We start from the raw sequence: 17,534 nt of genomic DNA on the forward strand, positions 1-17,534 counted from the left end.
GGTTCGCCGCGGGAGACACCGCCGCCTTGGAACGCATCGCCATCGACGTCGGCCCGGAGTTTGTCAGTCTCTGCCGAGCTGACCACCATGCGATTCGCGCCGTGGAGCGGCATCCCTATCGTCATCCTCGCGAGGCATGGCTCGACTGGGTCCGCCGACTCAATCTCAGCGATCGGCACGAGGCCGTCTTCCGGTGTACACATCCGGCCTGCATGAATGACTGCACGAGCGAGGCCGTCGAGAGTTGGGCTCGGTCCGTCGGCGCAAGGTGGATTCGTCGGATCGGCGGAGATCGCCGCGAAGATCCGTCACTCGCCGTCACCCGGTTCCTCGCCGGTCGCACACGCTGGGTCTTCATCCTGAGCCTGTCGCTATCCGGCCGGCTCGCCACCGCCGCAGTGCAGGACCGCCGCGGCGCCGTGCTGGCCTGCGATCAGTCGATGCTCGATCAAAACGCCATCGCCGCCGGCGCTCACGGACTGTCGCAATTGTGTCACTCCGTCGTCAACTCGGCCGCCACATCCAGTACGCAATTCTCGCTGGATCGCACCGGCCTTATCGCCATCGGCGACAGCGCCGAGGCGTGGGCGCCCATCGTCTCGCGCGAGCTCCGGCTGCCCGAGCCGCACGTCCCGCCGCAGCCTGCATCGTGGCCGGCGATCGGCATGCTGCTCGCGCCCATCAGGCTCGACTTCACGGCTGTGCGCGAGCCGGATGCGAGCGCGGACCTGGCCGAGCTTCGACGTGAATTTGCCGCTTTGATGGACGCTGCCTGCGATGGGATCACGCGGGAGGGCTTTGATCTTGACGACACCGATTGCGCGAGATTCATCCGCATCGAATCGCCGGGGCTCGGCGGCCCGCCGACCGTCGTCGAGATCGGATTCGACGAATTGCCATACGGCCGCGGTCAGGGCCTTGCGTGCCTGCAAAAGGATGCGCGCGTTACCGGCCTTCGCGTGTCCGCGACCATCCACCCGCCCTGTCCGGACTGGCCGCTGGATGTCGCCCCACCGCTCGTGAATCGGTGTTGACCGCGCGGCCCGCTCAGCTTCGATCCAGGATGACGCGCCCACGCTTGATCACGCGCGAAACCGGATTTACTCCGACCCGATACACCCATTGATTCACATTCGGGATATCCAGAATCAGCAGGTCCGCCTGATATCCCACGGTCATCGTGCCAAGCCGATCGCCCATCCGCAAAGCTGATGCGGCGTTCGCGGTACACGCCACCAGGCATTCCAGCGGCGTCATTCGAAGCATCGTCGCGCCCATCGACATGATGAGCGGCAGCGACTCGATCATGCACGAGCCGGGATTGCAGTCCGTGGCCAGCGCCAGCGGCAGACCCGCTTCGATCATCCGCCGGGCCGGTGCGGGAGCGCTATGCAGAAAAAACGAACACCCCGGCAGCACAACCGGTATCGTGCCCGAGTCCGACAGTGCCGCCAGCGCGGCATCATCGACGAATTCAAGATGATCCGCCGACGCAGCGCCCAGCTCGACGGCCATCCGAGTCGCGCCGGTGCAGGTGATCTGCTCCGAGTGGACCTTCGGCACAAGTCCATGCCGCGCGCAACGCTCAAGGTATCGACGGCCCTGCTCCACGTCGAACGCCCCGCGCTCGCAGAAGACATCGGCAAAAGAAGCCAGCCGCTCCGTCCCGATGCGAGCAAGCAGCCCGTCTTCCGTGACCGCATCGATGTAATCGTCGGCTCGCCCTTCATACTCCGGCGGAATCGTGTGCGCCGCCAGATAGGTCGCGGCGATTTCAACGGGCGACTCCGCAGAGAGCTGCCGTATAACCCGAAGCGTCTTCAACTCCTCGGCCGGAGACAGACCGTAGCCCGTCTTGATCTCGACGGTCGTCGCCCCACATTCCAGCATCCGATCCAGCCGCGGCCGCGATTGGGCGAGCAATGTCGCCTCATCGGCCGCACGCAGCGAGCGCATTGAATTGCGAATGCCTCCACCGGCCTCGAGGATTTCGATGTAACTCGCGCCTTCGATCTTGCGCACGAACTCGTCTTCCCGCGAGCCGGCAAACACCAGGTGGGTGTGACAATCCACCAGCCCCGGAACGACCGTGCCGGCCCGCGCATCGATCGCCAAATCAGGCGATCGGTCGGGGACCGCGTCGCGATCGCCGATCCAGGCGATCCGCTCGTCCTCAATCAGGACCGCCGCATCCGCAAGGAGCGGAACGTCGCGCATCGCTCGACCGCGAACCGGCCCCGGCGGAACCGCGACGAGTTGCCCGATGTTGTGTATCAGCGTTTTCATCCTCGCGATTCTACCGCGCGGCCTGAGTTCGTCATTCCCCGCAACACCCGCCCGCGCCGGCGGCCTGCCACCTCACCGGGAAATCCCCACGCGAGCGGCTTGCCCGCCGAATTCGACTATCATTCATTGCAGTCGCCATGATTCCCGACGAAGAATTCATCTCCGAACCCGTCAAGGCCGATCCCGGTACCGCGGATGCCTCGTCAATGGCACTCGGACTGGCCGGACTCCCGACAGGCTTCACATGGCGCGACCGGCACTATGACATCGTCGAACGCCTCGGCGACTGGAAGCGCAGCGAAGCCGAAGGCGGCCGGGCCGACGGCGAGCGATATTACCGTAAACACTACTATCGAATCCGCGTCAGCACCGGCGAGATCATGACCCTCTACTTCGTTCGGCGGGTCAAGCTCGGCGAATCCGCCCGGCAGCGATGGTGGCTCTACTCGATCAGCCGCCGTCCGAGCTAGCCCATCGATGAGATCGTCGCGGCGAACCGGCGAGCGAAAAAAAATTTCTTGTGACAAGTCATGGCCGGGCCATGTCATCCGTGCGGCGACGGGATCGCCCCGGGAATTTGTGTCAGCCTCGACGGGTTTTATGTCCTATGCTTTGTTCCTGACTGGGTGAAACCGATTGAATGAAGCGAAGCGCCTCGCCCCCGCGACCGGGACGGTGTCTTCGTAGAGGCACCTGAAACCAGGCAATGGAGGACTTAGCATGAAGAATCGCCAGTGCGGCAACCGGCCAGACCGCCGAACCAACAAGGCCCTTCGCAGAAAGTACGAGCGCCTCGCGCTCACGCGGCTCATCGAGCGACTCGAGGCGCCAGATACCGATCTGCAAGATGAACTGAAGATGCTCGGCGTCTATTGCGAATTCAAGAAGCACGACATCTCCGAGCGGCGCGTCGGCCGGTCGGATGACAAATCGTCCGGCGCGGGCGGCGCCCGCACGGCCGACAGCGCGTCGCGATCTCCGAACCATCCGACCGCGCACCTCGCCGAAGCCGTGAGGGAGTTGTACGGCGTGGCGGTTTCCGGCGCGACCCCATCGACGGCTGAGCCGATTGCGGATTCTCCCGATGAAGCAGGCGGCGCCGAGGCCGATTCCACCGAGCCGAATTCGCGTGTTGCTTGACAGCAGAAACAGGCCGCCTAGTCTAGCCCGCGCCGCCGAGCGATGGGATTCGGCGGTGCGGAGGCGACAGGACGATGTCCGGTGAAGCGTTGGCAATGGTTGAATTCTCGCGGCTCATGATCGCAGCACTGCTCTGCTGGGTTCTCTGCGTGTGTGTGCACGAATTCTCCCATGCGCTGGTTGCTTACATCGGCGGTGACCGTTCGGTGCGCGAGCGCGGCTATCTCTCGCTCGATCCCACGAAGTTTATCGATCCCGTGTCGAGTCTGCTGATCCCCGCGATCGTCCTCATGCTGGGCGGTGTGCCGTTGCCCGGCGGAGCGGTCAGGATCGATGAATCCGCCCTGCGCAACCGGCATTGGCAGGTCGCGATGTCCGCGGCCGGCCCCGTCAGCAATCTGGTTTTGTTTCTGCTTTTCGCGATGCCGCTGCATCCGATGTTCGGGCTGGTCGAATCGAGCTCAACCACCCAGCCGACATGGGTCTATTTTCTCGGGGCAATGGCGTCTTTGAATTTCATCGGCGCGCTCTTCAACCTCATACCGTGCCCGCCGCTGGACGGCTACCGCATCATCGAGCACAGGCTGCCGAGGGATTTACAGGAGCGGATGCGGCATCCGCAGGCGGCGATGGCGGCGTTCGGCGTTCTGTTTGTGCTGATCTGGACAATTGACGACGCAATGATGCCGTTTTACTGGATGTTGATTCGCGTATGCGATGCACTGAATCTTCCGGCCGTCACGCTGTTTGAAGGCCTGGAAGTCGTGCTGTTTAATCGATGGCCCGGATGATGCGGACAGGGCGAATCAGACCTCGAACAATTCGAATTGACAGACAGGTGTATTCATGCAACGAGTGTTGAGTGGCGTCCAGTCCTCGGGAAAACTCCATCTGGGCAACTATTTCGGCGCGATGAAGCAGCACATTGACGGCCAAGGCGATCACGAGAGCTTCATCTTCATCGCGAATTATCATGCACTGACATCGGTGCAGAACGCCGATCTCATGCGTCAATTGACGCTTGATGTCGCGCTGGACTATCTCGCGCTGGGGCTGGATCCGAACAAGGCGACGCTCTTTCGGCAGAGCGACGTTCCGGAAGTCTGCGAACTCATGTGGATACTTTCGACCGTCACCGGCAAAGGGCTTCTGGAGCGCGCCGTCAGCTACAAAGACAAAGTCGCGAAGGGGTTGTCGGCGTCGATGGGGCTCTTTTCGTATCCGATTCTTCAGGCGGCCGACATTCTCATCTACCGAAGCCATTTCGTGCCGGTCGGCAAGGATCAGGTTCAACACATCGAGATGACCGCCGACATGGCGGGGTATTTTCATGGTACCTATGGCTGTGAGGTGTTCGTCATCCCGCAGGCGCGGCTCAACGAGTCCGCGATCGTGCCGGGCGTGGATGGGGAGAAAATGAGCAAGAGCTACGGCAACACGATCGACCTGTTCGAGGATCCAAAGTCGGCGAAGAAGAAGATCATGGGCATCAAAACCGATTCGACGCCGGTCGATCAGCCGAAAAATCCGGAGACCTGCAATGTCTTCGCGCTGCTGCGTCTGATGGCGAGTCCCGAGGAGACCCTGGAATGGGATCGGCGATACCGCGCCGGAGGCATGGGCTATGGCGATGCCAAGAAGCGCCTCGCTGAGCTGTTTGAGGAGAAATTCGGTCCGGCGCGCGAACACAGAGCCAAGCTCGCGGCCGATCCGTCGTATGCCGAGGACGTACTTCGGCAGGGCGGCAGGCGCGCGCGAGCCGTGGCGCAGGGTGTGATGGAGGACGTGCGCCGAGCCTGCGGAATCGTGGTGAGCCCATGAGCGATCGCGGCGACATCACACCGGATTTCGACGATGACGACGACGCGGTCAACTACCCGTTCAGCGAGGACGCCGAATCGCTGCCGGAGATGATGTGCCCTTCGTGCCGCGCGACTGTCACCGAGGACACACAGAAATGCCCCGCGTGCGGGGACTGGATCACGCCGGTCGACCGGCGCAGCGGCAGCCCTCGACGGTGGATCTTCATCGCCGCGGTGGTCATGATGCTCGTGGCGATGATGATGATGGTCCTGCGATAAACGCGCGCCCCCTCGGGCGCACACCGACACGGCGAGTGCCGGACGCCCACCTAGCCGCGAGACTCGCTGGTTTCGCGCGGTGGCCCGGCCTGCTCGACGGCCGCCCGTCTGGGCGGGTTCAGCGCGCCGGTCATCATGGATGTCGCCTCGGCCGACATTCCGTTCTCGTCGCGATGGAAACGGGCCGTCAGATTATCCCAGTCGATGACGAGCTTTCCGCCGGTTGATTCGTGCTGCTTCTCCCAGTTAATAAGCAGGTCGAGACAGGCGTGATCGATGTAATCAAGCCGCTCGAAGTGGACGTGCAGTTCTCGCGTCGGCTGCACCATCTCGAGCACAGCCGCAAGCCGCGGCAGGCGAACGAAAGTCGCCGCTCCACGGAGTCGCAGCACCGTTCGATTGTTTGCAGCATCATCCTCGATCCGAAGATCGAGATGCGAGAAGGTGTAAAGCAGCTTTGCCGCTGAAAGCCCGACACCAATCAGCACACCCGTCAGCAGGTCCGCGACGACAATCATCACGACCGTTGCGACGAAGATCGCCACCTCGCCCCTGCCATATGCGGCAAGATCGCGGAGCGCCTTGAAGTCGATCAGCTTGTAGCCGGTGTAGACCAGTATCGCGGCAAGGCAGGCGGTCGGAATGCTGTTGAGCACCTGCGGCAGCGCGACGACAAAGAGCAGCAGCCACACGCCGTGCAGAATCGCCGACATGCGCGTCTTCGCGCCGGCCTGCACGTTTGCGGCGCTGCGAACGATGACGCCGGTCATCGGCAGCGCGCCGAAGAGACCACAGATCATGTTGCCGACACCTTGAGCCGCCAATTCCTTGTCGTACTTTGTTCGCGGACCGTTGTGCATGTTGTCCACGGCCGTTGCGCAGAGAAGCGTCTCGGCGCTGGCCACGAAAGCGATCGCCAGACCGGCAAGCATCACGCGGCCATCCAGGATCCGACTGAAGAACTCCGCCTCGGGAAGCGAGATGTCCTTGACGAGATTTGCCGGAATGGAAACCAGTTTCACGGGCAGGCCGAAGACCATTACGATGAGCGTGCTCAAGACTACGGCGATGAGCGGCGCGGGGATCAGCTTGAGACGGGATCTGGAAGCGAGCTTCCAGAGCAGGATCACGGTAATTGTCAGGATACCGATGATCGCGGCCCAGTGATGGCTGGCGTCGTCGGTCGGTGTGAGCCCCTTCATGATGCTTTCAGGTATGGAAGCGATGTTTGCGAGCCCCGAGTTTCGCATGCTGTCGTCCACCATGACGTGGAACTGTCCGGCGAAGATGAGCACGCCGATGCCGGTCAACATGCCGCGTATGACCGCCGGAGAGACGGCGCGGAACCACTGCCCGAAACGCAGCAGGCCGGCTGTCAACTGGATTGCTCCACCGATCAGCACGGCGAGGGTCATGACCCCGACACCCTCCTGATTCACAATCTGGAGCACCATGATCGACAGACCGGCTGCGGGGCCACTGACCTGAAGCGGCGCGCCGGACAGCCCGCCGACGATAATGCCGCCCACGATGCCGGTCACAAGACCCGCGGCCGGCGGCATGCCTGATGCCATCGCAATGCCCATACAAAGCGGAAGGGCAACGAGAAATACCACGATCGAGGCGAGGAACTCCCGCCGCAGATCGAAGCCTTGGTCGTTATTCAGTTTGGCGGTTTCTGCTCCGCTCATATATCAACATCCTTCGTCAATGCAGACATGACCCAGCCGGGCGGAGCCATTCGGCATTTTATTGGAGAGTAGAGGTAAGTTGCCCAACGCGTGCGTTGACATCCTTCCACGACCGGGGCGCGACGGCCGTCGCAGCCGGTGTCGCGCCTGGGAGTGGGTGCAATGACCGGGACGGGTTAGATGACTTTGTCCGGCTTGAGGCGGACGCCGGGATAGGCGACCGTCGGAGGCTTTTCTCCCAGCGGATGAAACTGTCCTTCCGCGGGATCGAACGCGAAGACTTCGCCGGTTTCGATTTTGTAGACCCAGCCGTGGAGATTCAGATCGCCCGCTGACAGAGCCGCTGCGATGGCCGGATGCGTACGAAGATTCTCGATCTGAACGATCACATTCTCTTCGACCGTTGCGGTGAGAAGGCTGTCGCCCGCGAGTTCCGGATACTTTTCCCGCATGATGCGGCGGGTCGCCTCCGCGAAGTTGAGCCAATGCTTGACGGCAGGCAGGTGGTCCGGGGGTTTCGGCGCGAGCAAAGCCTTCATCGCGCCACAATGAGAGTGACCACAGACGATGACGTCACGCACCTTCAGCTCGGCGACCGCAAATTCAATTGTGGCGGCCTCGCCGCTTGCCACCGCCGCACCGTAAGCCGGAATAATGTTTCCGGCATTGCGCATGATGAAGAGGTCGCCCGGTTCTGTCTGGGTGATGAGATTCGGGTTGATTCGGGAATCAGAACAGGTAATGAAGAGCGCGATCGGGTCCTGTCTCTTGGCAAGTCTCTCGAAGAGCTTGCGCTGGGTGCCGAAGATTTCGCTCTGGAAATTATGGATGCCTCTAACAAGTTTCTGCATGGAGAATCTCTCCGTTCTTCAACGCGCCGACAATCGGCCGAACGCGGGTAGCTCTCGGTGTCCAAAACCGGATTCGAGACGAGTCGCGGGAATAAGAAAATCGACGACTTCGGCAACCAGCCATCGATCGAACCGAGGAACGCCCGGTCGAGGTCGCGAGCCAATCAGCCGCAGCATAATCATTTTTGACAAAGAATCGATCGCGCGGGAGAGATCAACAGCGCAGGAACGCGCCGATCCCGTTCTGCTTGTCGAGCAGGCGGCGCGGGAGGACTTCGCAGCGCGTGCGCGGAGCACGATTGCAGGCTGTCAATCGCGTGGGCGCCATCGAGGCCTGAGCCCGGGTCCGGTGTCGCAAGAGCCGACATCGAAGCGACTCTGGAACTGCAACCTCGAGACCCAGCTCCTCCTCGCAGACGGGAGGCTTGACATCGTGCTCACTGCGAGGGGCCGAGGCCAATCCGAGCACGGACATGCTCGGTGATCCCGCCACCGTAAACACCGATATAAACAGGAAATACGCGCATCGCCGGGCAGATGTCGCCATCAGGACTCGAATTATCTTCAATAAGTTCAACATTCGCGCCCGTTCCGAGGCCACATCTCATTAATCCCTGCCGGAGATTCCACCCCAACCAAATACGCGACCTCGAGGGTCGCAGTTCTTCCTGCCCGTGTCAAGTTGTAATTATAGCGCGCCCGTGCGGATCAGCAGAAAACCGGAAACAGTCGCACGGGCCGGTAATATATCGCCCGAACTCTGCTACGGCAGCACCGCCTTGAGGGCCTTGGTCAGTTCGGCGGTCGCGCTCCGGGGGAAACCGTGTCCCAGACCCTCGAACTCGACCACTTCGACCGTCGCGCCGGCGCCGCGAAACAGATCCGCGGCTTTTCGGTTTGACGCGATCAACTGCGAATTGTCTTCCGTGCCGAACATCAGATAGACGTGCATTCGCTTGATTTCCTCATCGGCGAAAGCGGACTCAGACTCCGGGCGGAACATGGCCGCGACCGGCACGACGCCCCGGAAGGCATCCGGATTCCGCAAAGCCAGGGCAAGGGCCATTGATCCGCCCTGACTGAACCCGGCAATCACGACGCGATCCGGGTCGATCTTGTGGTGGTCCATCACCTCATCAATCGCTCCCATGATATTCCGATCGACGGCGGAGATGTCATTCCCCCACTGGAACATGCCGCTGTCCTCGCCGGCCTCGAGCGTGCCCTGTGGTGTCATAAGTATTGCACCCACGGCCGCGGCGGGTTCGGCCCACCGATCGCGCGCGGTGAGGCGACTGCCGTGGAAATGGTGCATCGCTATCACAAGCGCCGCGGGCTTCAGTGGATCATGATCGGGCGGCAGCGTCACTTCATACTTGAATGGAACTTCACGATCCTTCTGAACCGCGCCGCGATCGTCCCGCTGCTTCCTGGCCAGCGAGAGGGCCTTTTCCCAGCGCGGATCATCGTGAAGGGAATTCAAGTCCGTGTCGCGCGTCAACTGGGTGACGGGATCACCGCGAAGCCCGCCTTTCTCGAAGGAACGAAAGAGGTGCTCGAACGACTTGTCCTTCTTTTTGTTCAAGGCATACATGCAGGCCGCGTTGTAGTTCGTCAGCGCATCGTCGGCCAATTCGACGGCCTCGAGCGCATACTGAAGTGCTTTTTCGTAATCGCCCTTTTCGGCCGCCTGTATCAGCGCGGGCGTCAGCTCCTCAATCCGGGCGGTCTTCTGCTCCTCGGTCATGAAACTCGGACCGGCGGCGGGGGCCTGCGTTGCGTCCTTGCCCTGATCCCGCTCCGGAACGGAGTCGCGACGTGACGCCGGCTTGTCAGCGGCTTTCAATCGGCGCAGCACCTCCTCGAACCGAGCGTCTTTCCGAATGTTGTCGAGATCCGAATCCTCCGTCACCTGTTCGAGGAGTTCGCCGGGACTCCAGCCGCCCAGCGTGACCGCTGCGTCCAGATGAGCGAACGCATGATCGGCATCCTTGAGAAGCGAATACATGCAAGCGACGTTGTAGTGGCAGAGCGAAACAGCCGACTTCGCACGATCGCCGACGCTGTCCTGAATGGCCCGGGCATGCGCCAGCGCTTCCAATGCAATGGCCAGCGCTTTTTTGTGATCGCCGGAGCCGGCGACGCGGAGCAGTTCCCGTGTGAGCTGTTGCTGCTTTTCGGCGTGCTCAGCCGGCGAGAGCGATGGGACCTTCGGTAGATCCGCCAGTACGTCGATCTTCGCCGCAGCTGACGGATTCGGGCCGGGCTTCGACGTCGCGGATGCCTTGTCCCCGACACGCTGCGCGGCGCTTTCGCGAATGCGACGGACGATCGCACGGAAACGGGACTCGCCCCAGAGATGCTTGAAATCGGCATCGTTGGCGAGTCGCGATGCATCGTCGTAGCCGGCCTCGACCGCGCGCTCCAGCCATGAATAGGCACTACCCTTGTCCCCAAGCAGCGCGTGCATGCACGCCATGTTGTACATGGGTCGTGGATCGTCCGGCAGCAGATCGTGCAGCCGGGTTGCGATCTCGAGACCCTTCTTGTAGTCCGCATCGCGATGGGCCTTTCGCAGATCGCGGGCCAGCGAATTGACCGTGGGCTTTTCATCGTCGGCGCTGGCCGAACGCAATGAGATGGAACCCACGCCTGGAATGCCGATCGGCGCAATCAGCGCCATTGCAAAGGTCAACGGCAGCGCACGCTTTGCAAATCGAATGCACATGATCGAGTCTCCTGACCTGATGCCGCAATCCCGCCCGGCCCGATAGCGGGCTATTCTGCAACGCGAGGTGATCCGGAACTTTGATTCTATTTTACCGGGGTGGCGAACGACGCGCAAGCGGCCTCCCACACTCTTATATCGACGGCGAGGCCGCCTCCTCACGCCGCCCGCTCGATTGACGCCACGCCCGTTTCGGGCCGCCTGTGCCCGAAACGAGCGACCTCAGTGCTCGATGGCAAGCCGCCATCACAGAGCTGGAATGCACATTCGATCCTGAATGGGCGGCGGCTCGATCGCCCGGAGGCAGAGATTGACCGGATCCAGCCGGGTGATCGGGCGCGTCGCGCATCAGCCCCGGACGTTGCCGCTCCAGCAATTTCATCATGAGGCGTGCGGTTCACTTCGGTGCGTTGGGTGCCGCTGTTGCGTCACTCCCATTCGATGGTACCGGGCGGTTTGCTCGTCACGTCGTACACCACGCGATTGATTCCTCGCACCTCGTTTGTGATGCGTGTCGAGATCGTTGAAAGCACCGTCTGATCGATATGCACCCAGTCGGCGGTCATGAAGTCCGCTGATTCCACGAACCGCACGGCAATGAGGTTCTGATCAGCGTAGGCCCGCCCATCGCCCATGACGCCGACGCTCGGCACCGGCAGCAGCACGCCGAAGGCCTGGGCGATCTTGCGGTACCAGCCGGCCGCGACGATCTCCTCAATGATGATTTGATCCGCCTGCCGAAGCAGTTCGCACCGAGCCTTGGTGACTTCGCCGATGATTCGCACGGCCAGTCCGGGACCAGGGAACGGATGCCGCCATACCATTTCCTCCGACAGCCCGAGCAGTTCTCCGATCGTCCGCACCTCGTCCTTGAACAGGTCTCGCAGAGGCTCGACCAGTTCGAAGCCCAATTCAGCAGGCAGCCCGCCGACATTGTGATGAAGCTTGATGTTCGCCGCGGTGCCGGCCGCTGACTGGCCGCTCTCGATGACGTCGGGATACAGCGTACCCTGTGCCAGGAAGTGGGCACTCGGTATTCGCTGCGCTTCGGCCTTGAAGACCTCGATGAACTCGTGACCGATTCGGCGTCGTTTCTCCTGGGGGTCGGTCACGCCCGCCAGCCGATCGAGAAAGCGGGCCTCGGCGTCCACGACGTGAAGATCCATCTTGAAATGGCCGCGAAAGACGGCCTCGACTCGATCACGTTCATTGCCGCGAAGCAGGCCGTTATCGACGAAGATCGGCGTCACACGGCCCGGCACGGCCCGATTGAGCAGCGCGGCCGTGACGGATGAATCGACGCCGCCGGACAGACCGCAGATGACCTGCGAACCGGAGCGTACCTGAGACTGGATTTTGTCGACGAGGTTTTCGATGATGTTGCCGGCGGTCCAGTCGCCGCGGGCGCCGCAGATGTCGTAAAGGAAATTCCGCAGCAGTTGACCGCCCTCGGGGGTGTGAGTCACTTCCGGATGGAACTGCACGCCATAAATCGGACGGGTCTTGTGACGAACGACCGCGTTCGGGCAGTTGCGGGTTCGTGCGAGAACAGTGAACTCGGAGCCGTAGTCCGTGACCATGTCGCCATGCGACATCCACACGTTGGTGGACTGCGGCAGGTGCGCAACAAATGAATCCCTCGTGCAGACTTCGAGCTTCGTTCGGCCGTATTCGCGGCGCACCGATGTCTCGACGCGTGCTCCGAGAAACTGACAGAGCGCCTGCATGCCATAGCAAATCCCGAGGGTGGGGAGATTCAGCTCAAACAGCTCCGGATGCGGCTTCGGCGCGCCGCTCTCGTAGGTGCTGGACGGCCCGCCTGAGAGGATGAGGCCGACGATATTGTGTTTTCGCAGTTCGTCGGGCGCGACGCCGGGCGCGAAGATGAGCGAGTGAACCTTGTTCTCCCGAACGCGCCGTGCGATGAGTTGTACGTATTGAGAACCGAAGTCGAGAATGGCGATGGTTTGCGGAGGCATGTCGATAATTTAATTGAAATCGCGGGAATGTCGAAATGCAGCGGCTAGGCGCGCGAAGCTGCGGAACAGGGTTGAATCCAGGAGTGGATGCGGTGTCGCCTGATGGCCGTCGACAACCAGAAGGTCCCGCGGTCGCTGGCTAGGCGAGCGAGCCGCGTGATCCACAAAAACGACGGTCGGCCGCGCGGTTTTCACGATGTCGGTTGGTTTCGACGCGCATTGATACCGGAAAGGACCGAGTGCGCTGCCGCGAGTGCGGCACCGTGAATGCGAAGCCCGCCGCAAACACTAGACCCGCCGATCGTCCTGGACTGCTTTTCAGGCGGGGCCGATCGAATCGGCACGGGCATCGGTCCAGTTTCTGGCGGGCGATGACGGTCGGGATGCAGCGCCTCGGCCGCATCTGCGAGCTTTCGCCTCCGGCGAAACGGCATCGGGCGGGCGCCGATGCGAGCTGATCGCACCGAAATGCCCGGTTTCCGCCGTATTGGGTCGGCAGTTGGAGGAATCGGCGGCAAAGTTGGAATGCTCGTTATTGCAAGTGGGCGATTCGACAGGGCTTATGTGATAGCCGCGCCGGCGCGCCGTCGGGTGGATCCGGACTGGGGTCGGGTTGCCACCGGTGGAGCATCTGGCGGATGGGAATTGGCCGAAAACTGCAAATCCATTGACCGGCGCAAAGTGTGAGGTATATTAGGAGCTAAGGTATCTCCCGCGAAATTCGCCGAGAGTTCGTTTTTGCACGAATGCGCTTCATGTCAGAATCTCCATGTTAAAAGTTACGCTCCCCGATGGCTCGGTCAAGGAGATGCCGCAGGGTAGTTCCGCGCGCGATGTGGCTGCCGCGATCGGTCCGGGTCTGGCCAAAGCGGCGATTGGCGCGAAGGCGGATTATGGTCACGGCGAAGTGACGCTCGACCTCGCCACGCCGCTGTCAGGCGACTGTCGTCTAAGCATTATCACCTCGAAAGATGCGGATTCCCTGCCGATCCTGCGCCATAGCACGGCCCATGTGATGGCCGAAGCCGTATGCCGGCTGTGGCCGGAGACAAGGCTGGTCTACGGTCCGCCGGTGGAGAACGGCTACTACTACGATATCGATCTTGATCGCAAGATCACGCCGGAGGACTTTCCCGCGATCGAAGCCGAGATGGCCAGTATCGTCGCGGAGAATCGGCCGTTCACACGATACGAAATGGGTCGCGAGGCCGGACTCGAAAAAGTCCGCCGTGAAGGCAACCCCTACAAGGTGGAAAACGCGGAGCGCGCCAAGGGCGACCGGCTGAGCTTCTACGTCACCGGGCCGGAACCGGGTAAATACTGGGAAGACCTGTGCATGGGCACGCACATCCCGGAGACCGGCCGAATCGGCGCTTTCAAACTGCTGAGCGTGTCGGGCGCGTTTCTGCACGGCGACGCCACAAAGAAGCAGTTGCAGCGACTCAACGGCACCGCGTTTCATAACAAGAAGGATCTATCGACCTACCTCACACAGCTTGAAGAGGCAAAAAAGCGCGACCATCGCAAGCTCGGGCAGGAGTTGGGACTGTTCACGATCGATCCTCTCGTCGGCAGCGGCATGGTTCTCTGGAAGCCCAGGGGAGCGACGGTCCGCCTTCTGCTGGAAAACCACCTCCGCGGCGAACTCGTCAAGCAGGGGTATCAGCCCGTTTTCACGCCTCACATCGGCAGACTGGAACTGTTCCGCACGAGCGGGCATTTTCCATACTATCGGGAGTCGCAATTTCCGCCGCTCTACGAATCGGACTCGGCTCGAATCCTGAACGAGCTCTGGACCGAGGTGTATGAGCAAGGGGACGGCGGGACGATTTCCCCGAAGGAACAAAAGCTGCTGGATGAACTGAAGGTCGCCAACCCTGAATTGTGGTCGGCCATGATGAATGATGTCGGCCATTCGGCGACCGGCGACGAATCGAGGCGATTCAAAACGGCACCCGGCCATCAGCAGCAGAATCTCGATCTGATTCGCGAGCATCTGCGCGTCGAGGACGGGTTTCTGCTCAAGCCGATGAATTGCCCGATGCACGCCCGCATCTATGCGAGCGAACCGCGCAGCTATCGCGACCTTCCTGTTCGCCTCGCGGAATTCGGGACGGTCTATCGCTACGAACAATCGGGAGAACTGTCGGGGATGACGCGCGTCCGCGGTTTCACACAGGACGACGCTCATATTTTCTGCACGCCCGAGCAGTTGAAGCCCGAGATCTTCAACTGCGTGAATCTGACGCGGTACGTTCTGGATATGCTGGGTCTGCGTGATTACCGAGTCCGAATCGGTCTTCACGATCCGGACGACCCCAAGTTCATTAAGAATCCCGAGGGCTGGGCGCTGGCCGAACAGGTTCTGCGAGAGGTCGCAGCCGAGGTGGGTCTCAGCGCCACCGAGGAAAAAGGCGAAGCCGCCTTCTACGGCCCGAAGATCGACTTCGTTGTGAAGGACTGCATCGGGCGAGAATGGCAACTGGGGACTGTTCAGGCTGACTATAATGGCCCGATCCGATTCGGGCTTGAGTACATCGGAGCGGACAACAGGCCGCACAGGCCGATCATGGTGCATCGAGCGCCATTCGGAAGCATGGAGCGGTTCATCGGCATCCTGATCGAGCATTTTGAGGGCGCCTTTCCGTTCTGGCTGGCCCCCGTGCAGGTCGTGGTGGCGACGATCAGCGAGAAGAGCGAGGGTTACGGCCGGGAAGTGGCGGAAGCGTTGCGGATTGCGGGCATCCGTGTGCAACTCGACGCGACTTCCGAGCGCATCGGTCCCAAGAAGCATGAAGCGCGGCGCATGAAGGTTCCTTTTATTGCGGTGGTGGGCGAGAACGAGGCCGCGAATCGGACCATCAATCTCAACGATCGGGAGGGCCGGCAGCTCGAAACGATGGGACTGTCTGCATTTATTGCGATGTGCTCGCGGCAGAACGCGCCGCACGTCAAGGAACAGGATTGACCGACGAAACAGCATGCAGCGGGCACGTCGCCCGCCGTATGCTTCGTGAATTGCGCCGACCGAAGCCGGTGCCTAATGGAAACTGAGTTACTTTTCGAGAGGATGGTGCTTGTCACAGAACATTCGACTACGCGTGAACGAACAGATTCGCATTTCGCCGGTCAGACTGATCGACCATGAGAAAAACATGATCGGCGTCGTGCCGACGGATGAAGCGCTGCGCATGGCGCGCGACGCAGGCCTGGATCTTGTGGAAATGTCGCCCAACGAGCGGCCGCCGGTTTGCAAGATCATGGACTACGGCAAGCACAAGTACCAGCTTTCCAAGAAGTCCAAACAGAAGCACCACGAGCAAAAGATCAAGGAAGTGCGTCTCCGTCCGAAGACCGAGGAACACGATCTCGAAGTGAAGCTGAAGCGCGCCCGCACTTTCCTCGAGCATGGCGACCGCGTCCTGATTACCATGCTCTTCAAGGGCCGGGAGCGGTTCCATCAGGACATCGCCTACCAGACGTTCCGCGAGATCGCCCAGGATTTCGCCGAATTGGCCAAAGTCGATCAGCCCCCCCGCCTGCTGGGCAAGAAAATGTCGATGGTGCTGGCGCCGACGAAGCTCCCCGCGCCCCAGAAGGGCGGCGGAACTTCCAAGGGCACGTCACCCAAGCGTCCCTCCGGCGATGTCCCATCCAAACCGAGCCCACGGCAGGAAGTTAGATCCGAATCCGGCGACGACGATCGAAAAGGCGAACCGGCAACCTCTGAAGCCTGATGACGAAAACCTGAGAGCTGCGCGAGGACGGGGGCAAGGCGACGCCGACGCGCGAGCAGCCGCCTCTTGGTGTGGTCGCCGTTCATCCCGAAACTGATTCCGCGCAAGCCGCGCCGGTTTGGCCGTAATCGGCCCACCCTGCGGGACTCGGCACGGACGTTACACCGGGCATCCTGCGCCGGCGGATCCTGATGTTCCATTAACGCCGTTTCCCTGCCCCCCTGTGCCACCCGTGGCGCCAGCAGCACCATTGCCAGCGTCGCCGCTTCCTCCGGGCCCGCCCGCGCCCCCCGCGCCAGCCGTACCAACTCCAGCCTCTCCCCCCGCGCCTCCGGAGCCTACGGTTTGTAAAGAATCACCGCCTTTTCCTCCCTGTCCGCCGCTGCCGCCATTCGCCGAACCGCCACCGCCACCATTGCCGCCATTGCCGCCAATTCCCCCCAGCCCTCGGCCGCCGCTGCCTCCTTGTCCACCAGCCCCTCCCGTTGCGGGGCCACCCTTACCGCCTTGCCCACCGGCACCGCCAGTGCCTTCGTTCGGTGGACAACATGCTCCCCCAATTCCGCCATTGCCCCCCAAGCCGCCGTTCGCCGCTCCACCTTGACCACCTTTTCCGCCTACCCCTCCCGGAGTTCCGGGTCCACCAGCACCACCATCTCCGCCCTTGCCTCCTACAGCCGCGGCGCCATCGGCGCCCTTTCCACCGGCCGAACAGGGCGGCCCGCCTGCTCCGATTCCACCGTTGTCGCCGGTATGGTTTCCGCCGGGCGTGCCGTCCTGCCCTGGTGTTCCAGCATCGCGTGGAATCGCATCGCCGTGGTTGGCTTCCTGAATGATGAAAGGCAAAAGAAGAGCCTCGCCGCCGTCACCACCTATTCCGCCCTCGGCTCCCACACCATCAGGACGTTGATCACCGGCACCTCCCGTCCCTCCATCCCCGCCGCGAACTCCCGACCCGCGAAAGAACCCGCGCACAATCACACTGCCGCCGTCACCGCCCCTCGTCGATTTGTCGCCGCCGTTTCCTCCACGAGCGCCAAC

At 61.9% G+C, this 17,534-nt stretch carries 15 protein-coding genes; 9 read left to right on the forward strand and 6 right to left on the reverse strand.

What is annotated here, in order from left to right; all coding sequences use genetic code 11:
* The first annotated feature begins 26 nt into the window (after positions 1 to 26).
* Complete coding sequence (locus KF841_14475; protein MBX3396564.1) at positions 27 to 1,034, forward strand: hypothetical protein; 1,008 nt, start codon at positions 27 to 29, stop codon at positions 1,032 to 1,034.
* 13 nt (positions 1,035 to 1,047) lie between these two features.
* Here the strand turns inward: KF841_14475 and hutI are convergent, their stop codons facing one another.
* On the reverse strand, positions 1,048 to 2,286 hold the full coding sequence (gene hutI, locus KF841_14480) for an imidazolonepropionase (GenBank protein ID MBX3396565.1): 1,239 nt from the start codon (positions 2,284 to 2,286) through the stop codon (positions 1,048 to 1,050).
* A gap of 137 nt (positions 2,287 to 2,423) precedes the next feature.
* On the opposite strand from hutI, the gene KF841_14485 reads away from it, so the two are divergent.
* The 5 genes from KF841_14485 (at position 2,424) to KF841_14505 (ending at position 5,507) form a co-directional block, all read left to right on the forward strand.
* Entirely contained in the window at positions 2,424 to 2,756 is a 333-nt protein-coding gene (locus tag KF841_14485) for a cytoplasmic protein (protein MBX3396566.1), read from the forward strand.
* Positions 2,757 to 3,006: 250 nt separating this feature from the next.
* The gene (locus KF841_14490; GenBank protein MBX3396567.1) at positions 3,007 to 3,426 is read left to right on the forward strand and encodes a hypothetical protein; all 420 of its coding nucleotides are present in this window, start codon (positions 3,007 to 3,009) and stop codon (positions 3,424 to 3,426) included.
* A gap of 74 nt (positions 3,427 to 3,500) precedes the next feature.
* Positions 3,501 to 4,217: a site-2 protease family protein gene (locus tag KF841_14495; GenBank protein MBX3396568.1), complete on the forward strand. Its 717-nt coding sequence runs from the start codon at positions 3,501 to 3,503 to the stop codon at positions 4,215 to 4,217.
* A 55-nt stretch (positions 4,218 to 4,272) separates the two neighbouring features.
* Positions 4,273 to 5,247, forward strand: coding sequence for a tryptophan--tRNA ligase (trpS, locus tag KF841_14500; GenBank protein MBX3396569.1), 975 nt, complete (start codon positions 4,273 to 4,275; stop codon positions 5,245 to 5,247).
* Positions 5,244 to 5,507, forward strand: coding sequence for a hypothetical protein (locus KF841_14505; GenBank protein ID MBX3396570.1), 264 nt, complete (start codon positions 5,244 to 5,246; stop codon positions 5,505 to 5,507). Before trpS ends, KF841_14505 begins: the two co-directional genes overlap by 4 nt.
* A 50-nt stretch (positions 5,508 to 5,557) precedes the next feature.
* Here KF841_14505 and KF841_14510 read toward each other — a convergent pair whose 3' ends face one another.
* From KF841_14510 to guaA, 4 genes are all read right to left on the reverse strand, one after another.
* A complete protein-coding gene (locus KF841_14510) occupies positions 5,558 to 7,198 on the reverse strand; it encodes a SulP family inorganic anion transporter (GenBank protein MBX3396571.1) in 1,641 nt (546 codons plus the stop codon).
* Between the two features lie 176 nt (positions 7,199 to 7,374).
* On the reverse strand, positions 7,375 to 8,049 hold the full coding sequence (locus KF841_14515; GenBank protein ID MBX3396572.1) for a carbonic anhydrase: 675 nt from the start codon (positions 8,047 to 8,049) through the stop codon (positions 7,375 to 7,377).
* Positions 8,050 to 8,812: 763 nt separating this feature from the next.
* Positions 8,813 to 10,777 carry a dienelactone hydrolase family protein gene (locus tag KF841_14520; GenBank protein MBX3396573.1) on the reverse strand — a complete coding sequence of 655 codons (1,965 nt, stop codon included), beginning with the start codon at positions 10,775 to 10,777 and terminating at the stop codon, positions 8,813 to 8,815.
* Between the two features lie 428 nt (positions 10,778 to 11,205).
* A complete protein-coding gene (gene guaA / locus KF841_14525) occupies positions 11,206 to 12,756 on the reverse strand; it encodes a glutamine-hydrolyzing GMP synthase (protein ID MBX3396574.1) in 1,551 nt (516 codons plus the stop codon).
* Between the two features lie 769 nt (positions 12,757 to 13,525).
* Here guaA and thrS point away from each other — a divergent pair.
* Together thrS and infC are read left to right on the forward strand one after the other, a co-directional pair.
* Positions 13,526 to 15,724: a threonine--tRNA ligase gene (thrS, locus tag KF841_14530; GenBank protein ID MBX3396575.1), complete on the forward strand. Its 2,199-nt coding sequence runs from the start codon at positions 13,526 to 13,528 to the stop codon at positions 15,722 to 15,724.
* A gap of 109 nt (positions 15,725 to 15,833) precedes the next feature.
* A complete protein-coding gene (gene infC, locus KF841_14535) occupies positions 15,834 to 16,493 on the forward strand; it encodes a translation initiation factor IF-3 (protein MBX3396576.1) in 660 nt (219 codons plus the stop codon).
* A 338-nt stretch (positions 16,494 to 16,831) separates the two neighbouring features.
* Here infC and KF841_14540 read toward each other — a convergent pair whose 3' ends face one another.
* Positions 16,832 to 17,092 (reverse strand): hypothetical protein, encoded by a 261-nt coding sequence (locus tag KF841_14540; protein MBX3396577.1) that lies wholly within the window; start codon positions 17,090 to 17,092, stop codon positions 16,832 to 16,834.
* A 1-nt stretch (position 17,093) separates the two neighbouring features.
* Between KF841_14540 and KF841_14545 the strand changes: the two genes are divergently transcribed.
* Positions 17,094 to 17,534, forward strand: a 441-nt coding sequence (locus tag KF841_14545) for a hypothetical protein (GenBank protein MBX3396578.1), incomplete at its 3' end; no start/stop codon positions are given.

The organism is Phycisphaerae bacterium (assembly GCA_019636475.1).
GTDB lineage: Bacteria > Planctomycetota > Phycisphaerae > UBA1845 > UTPLA1 > JADJRI01.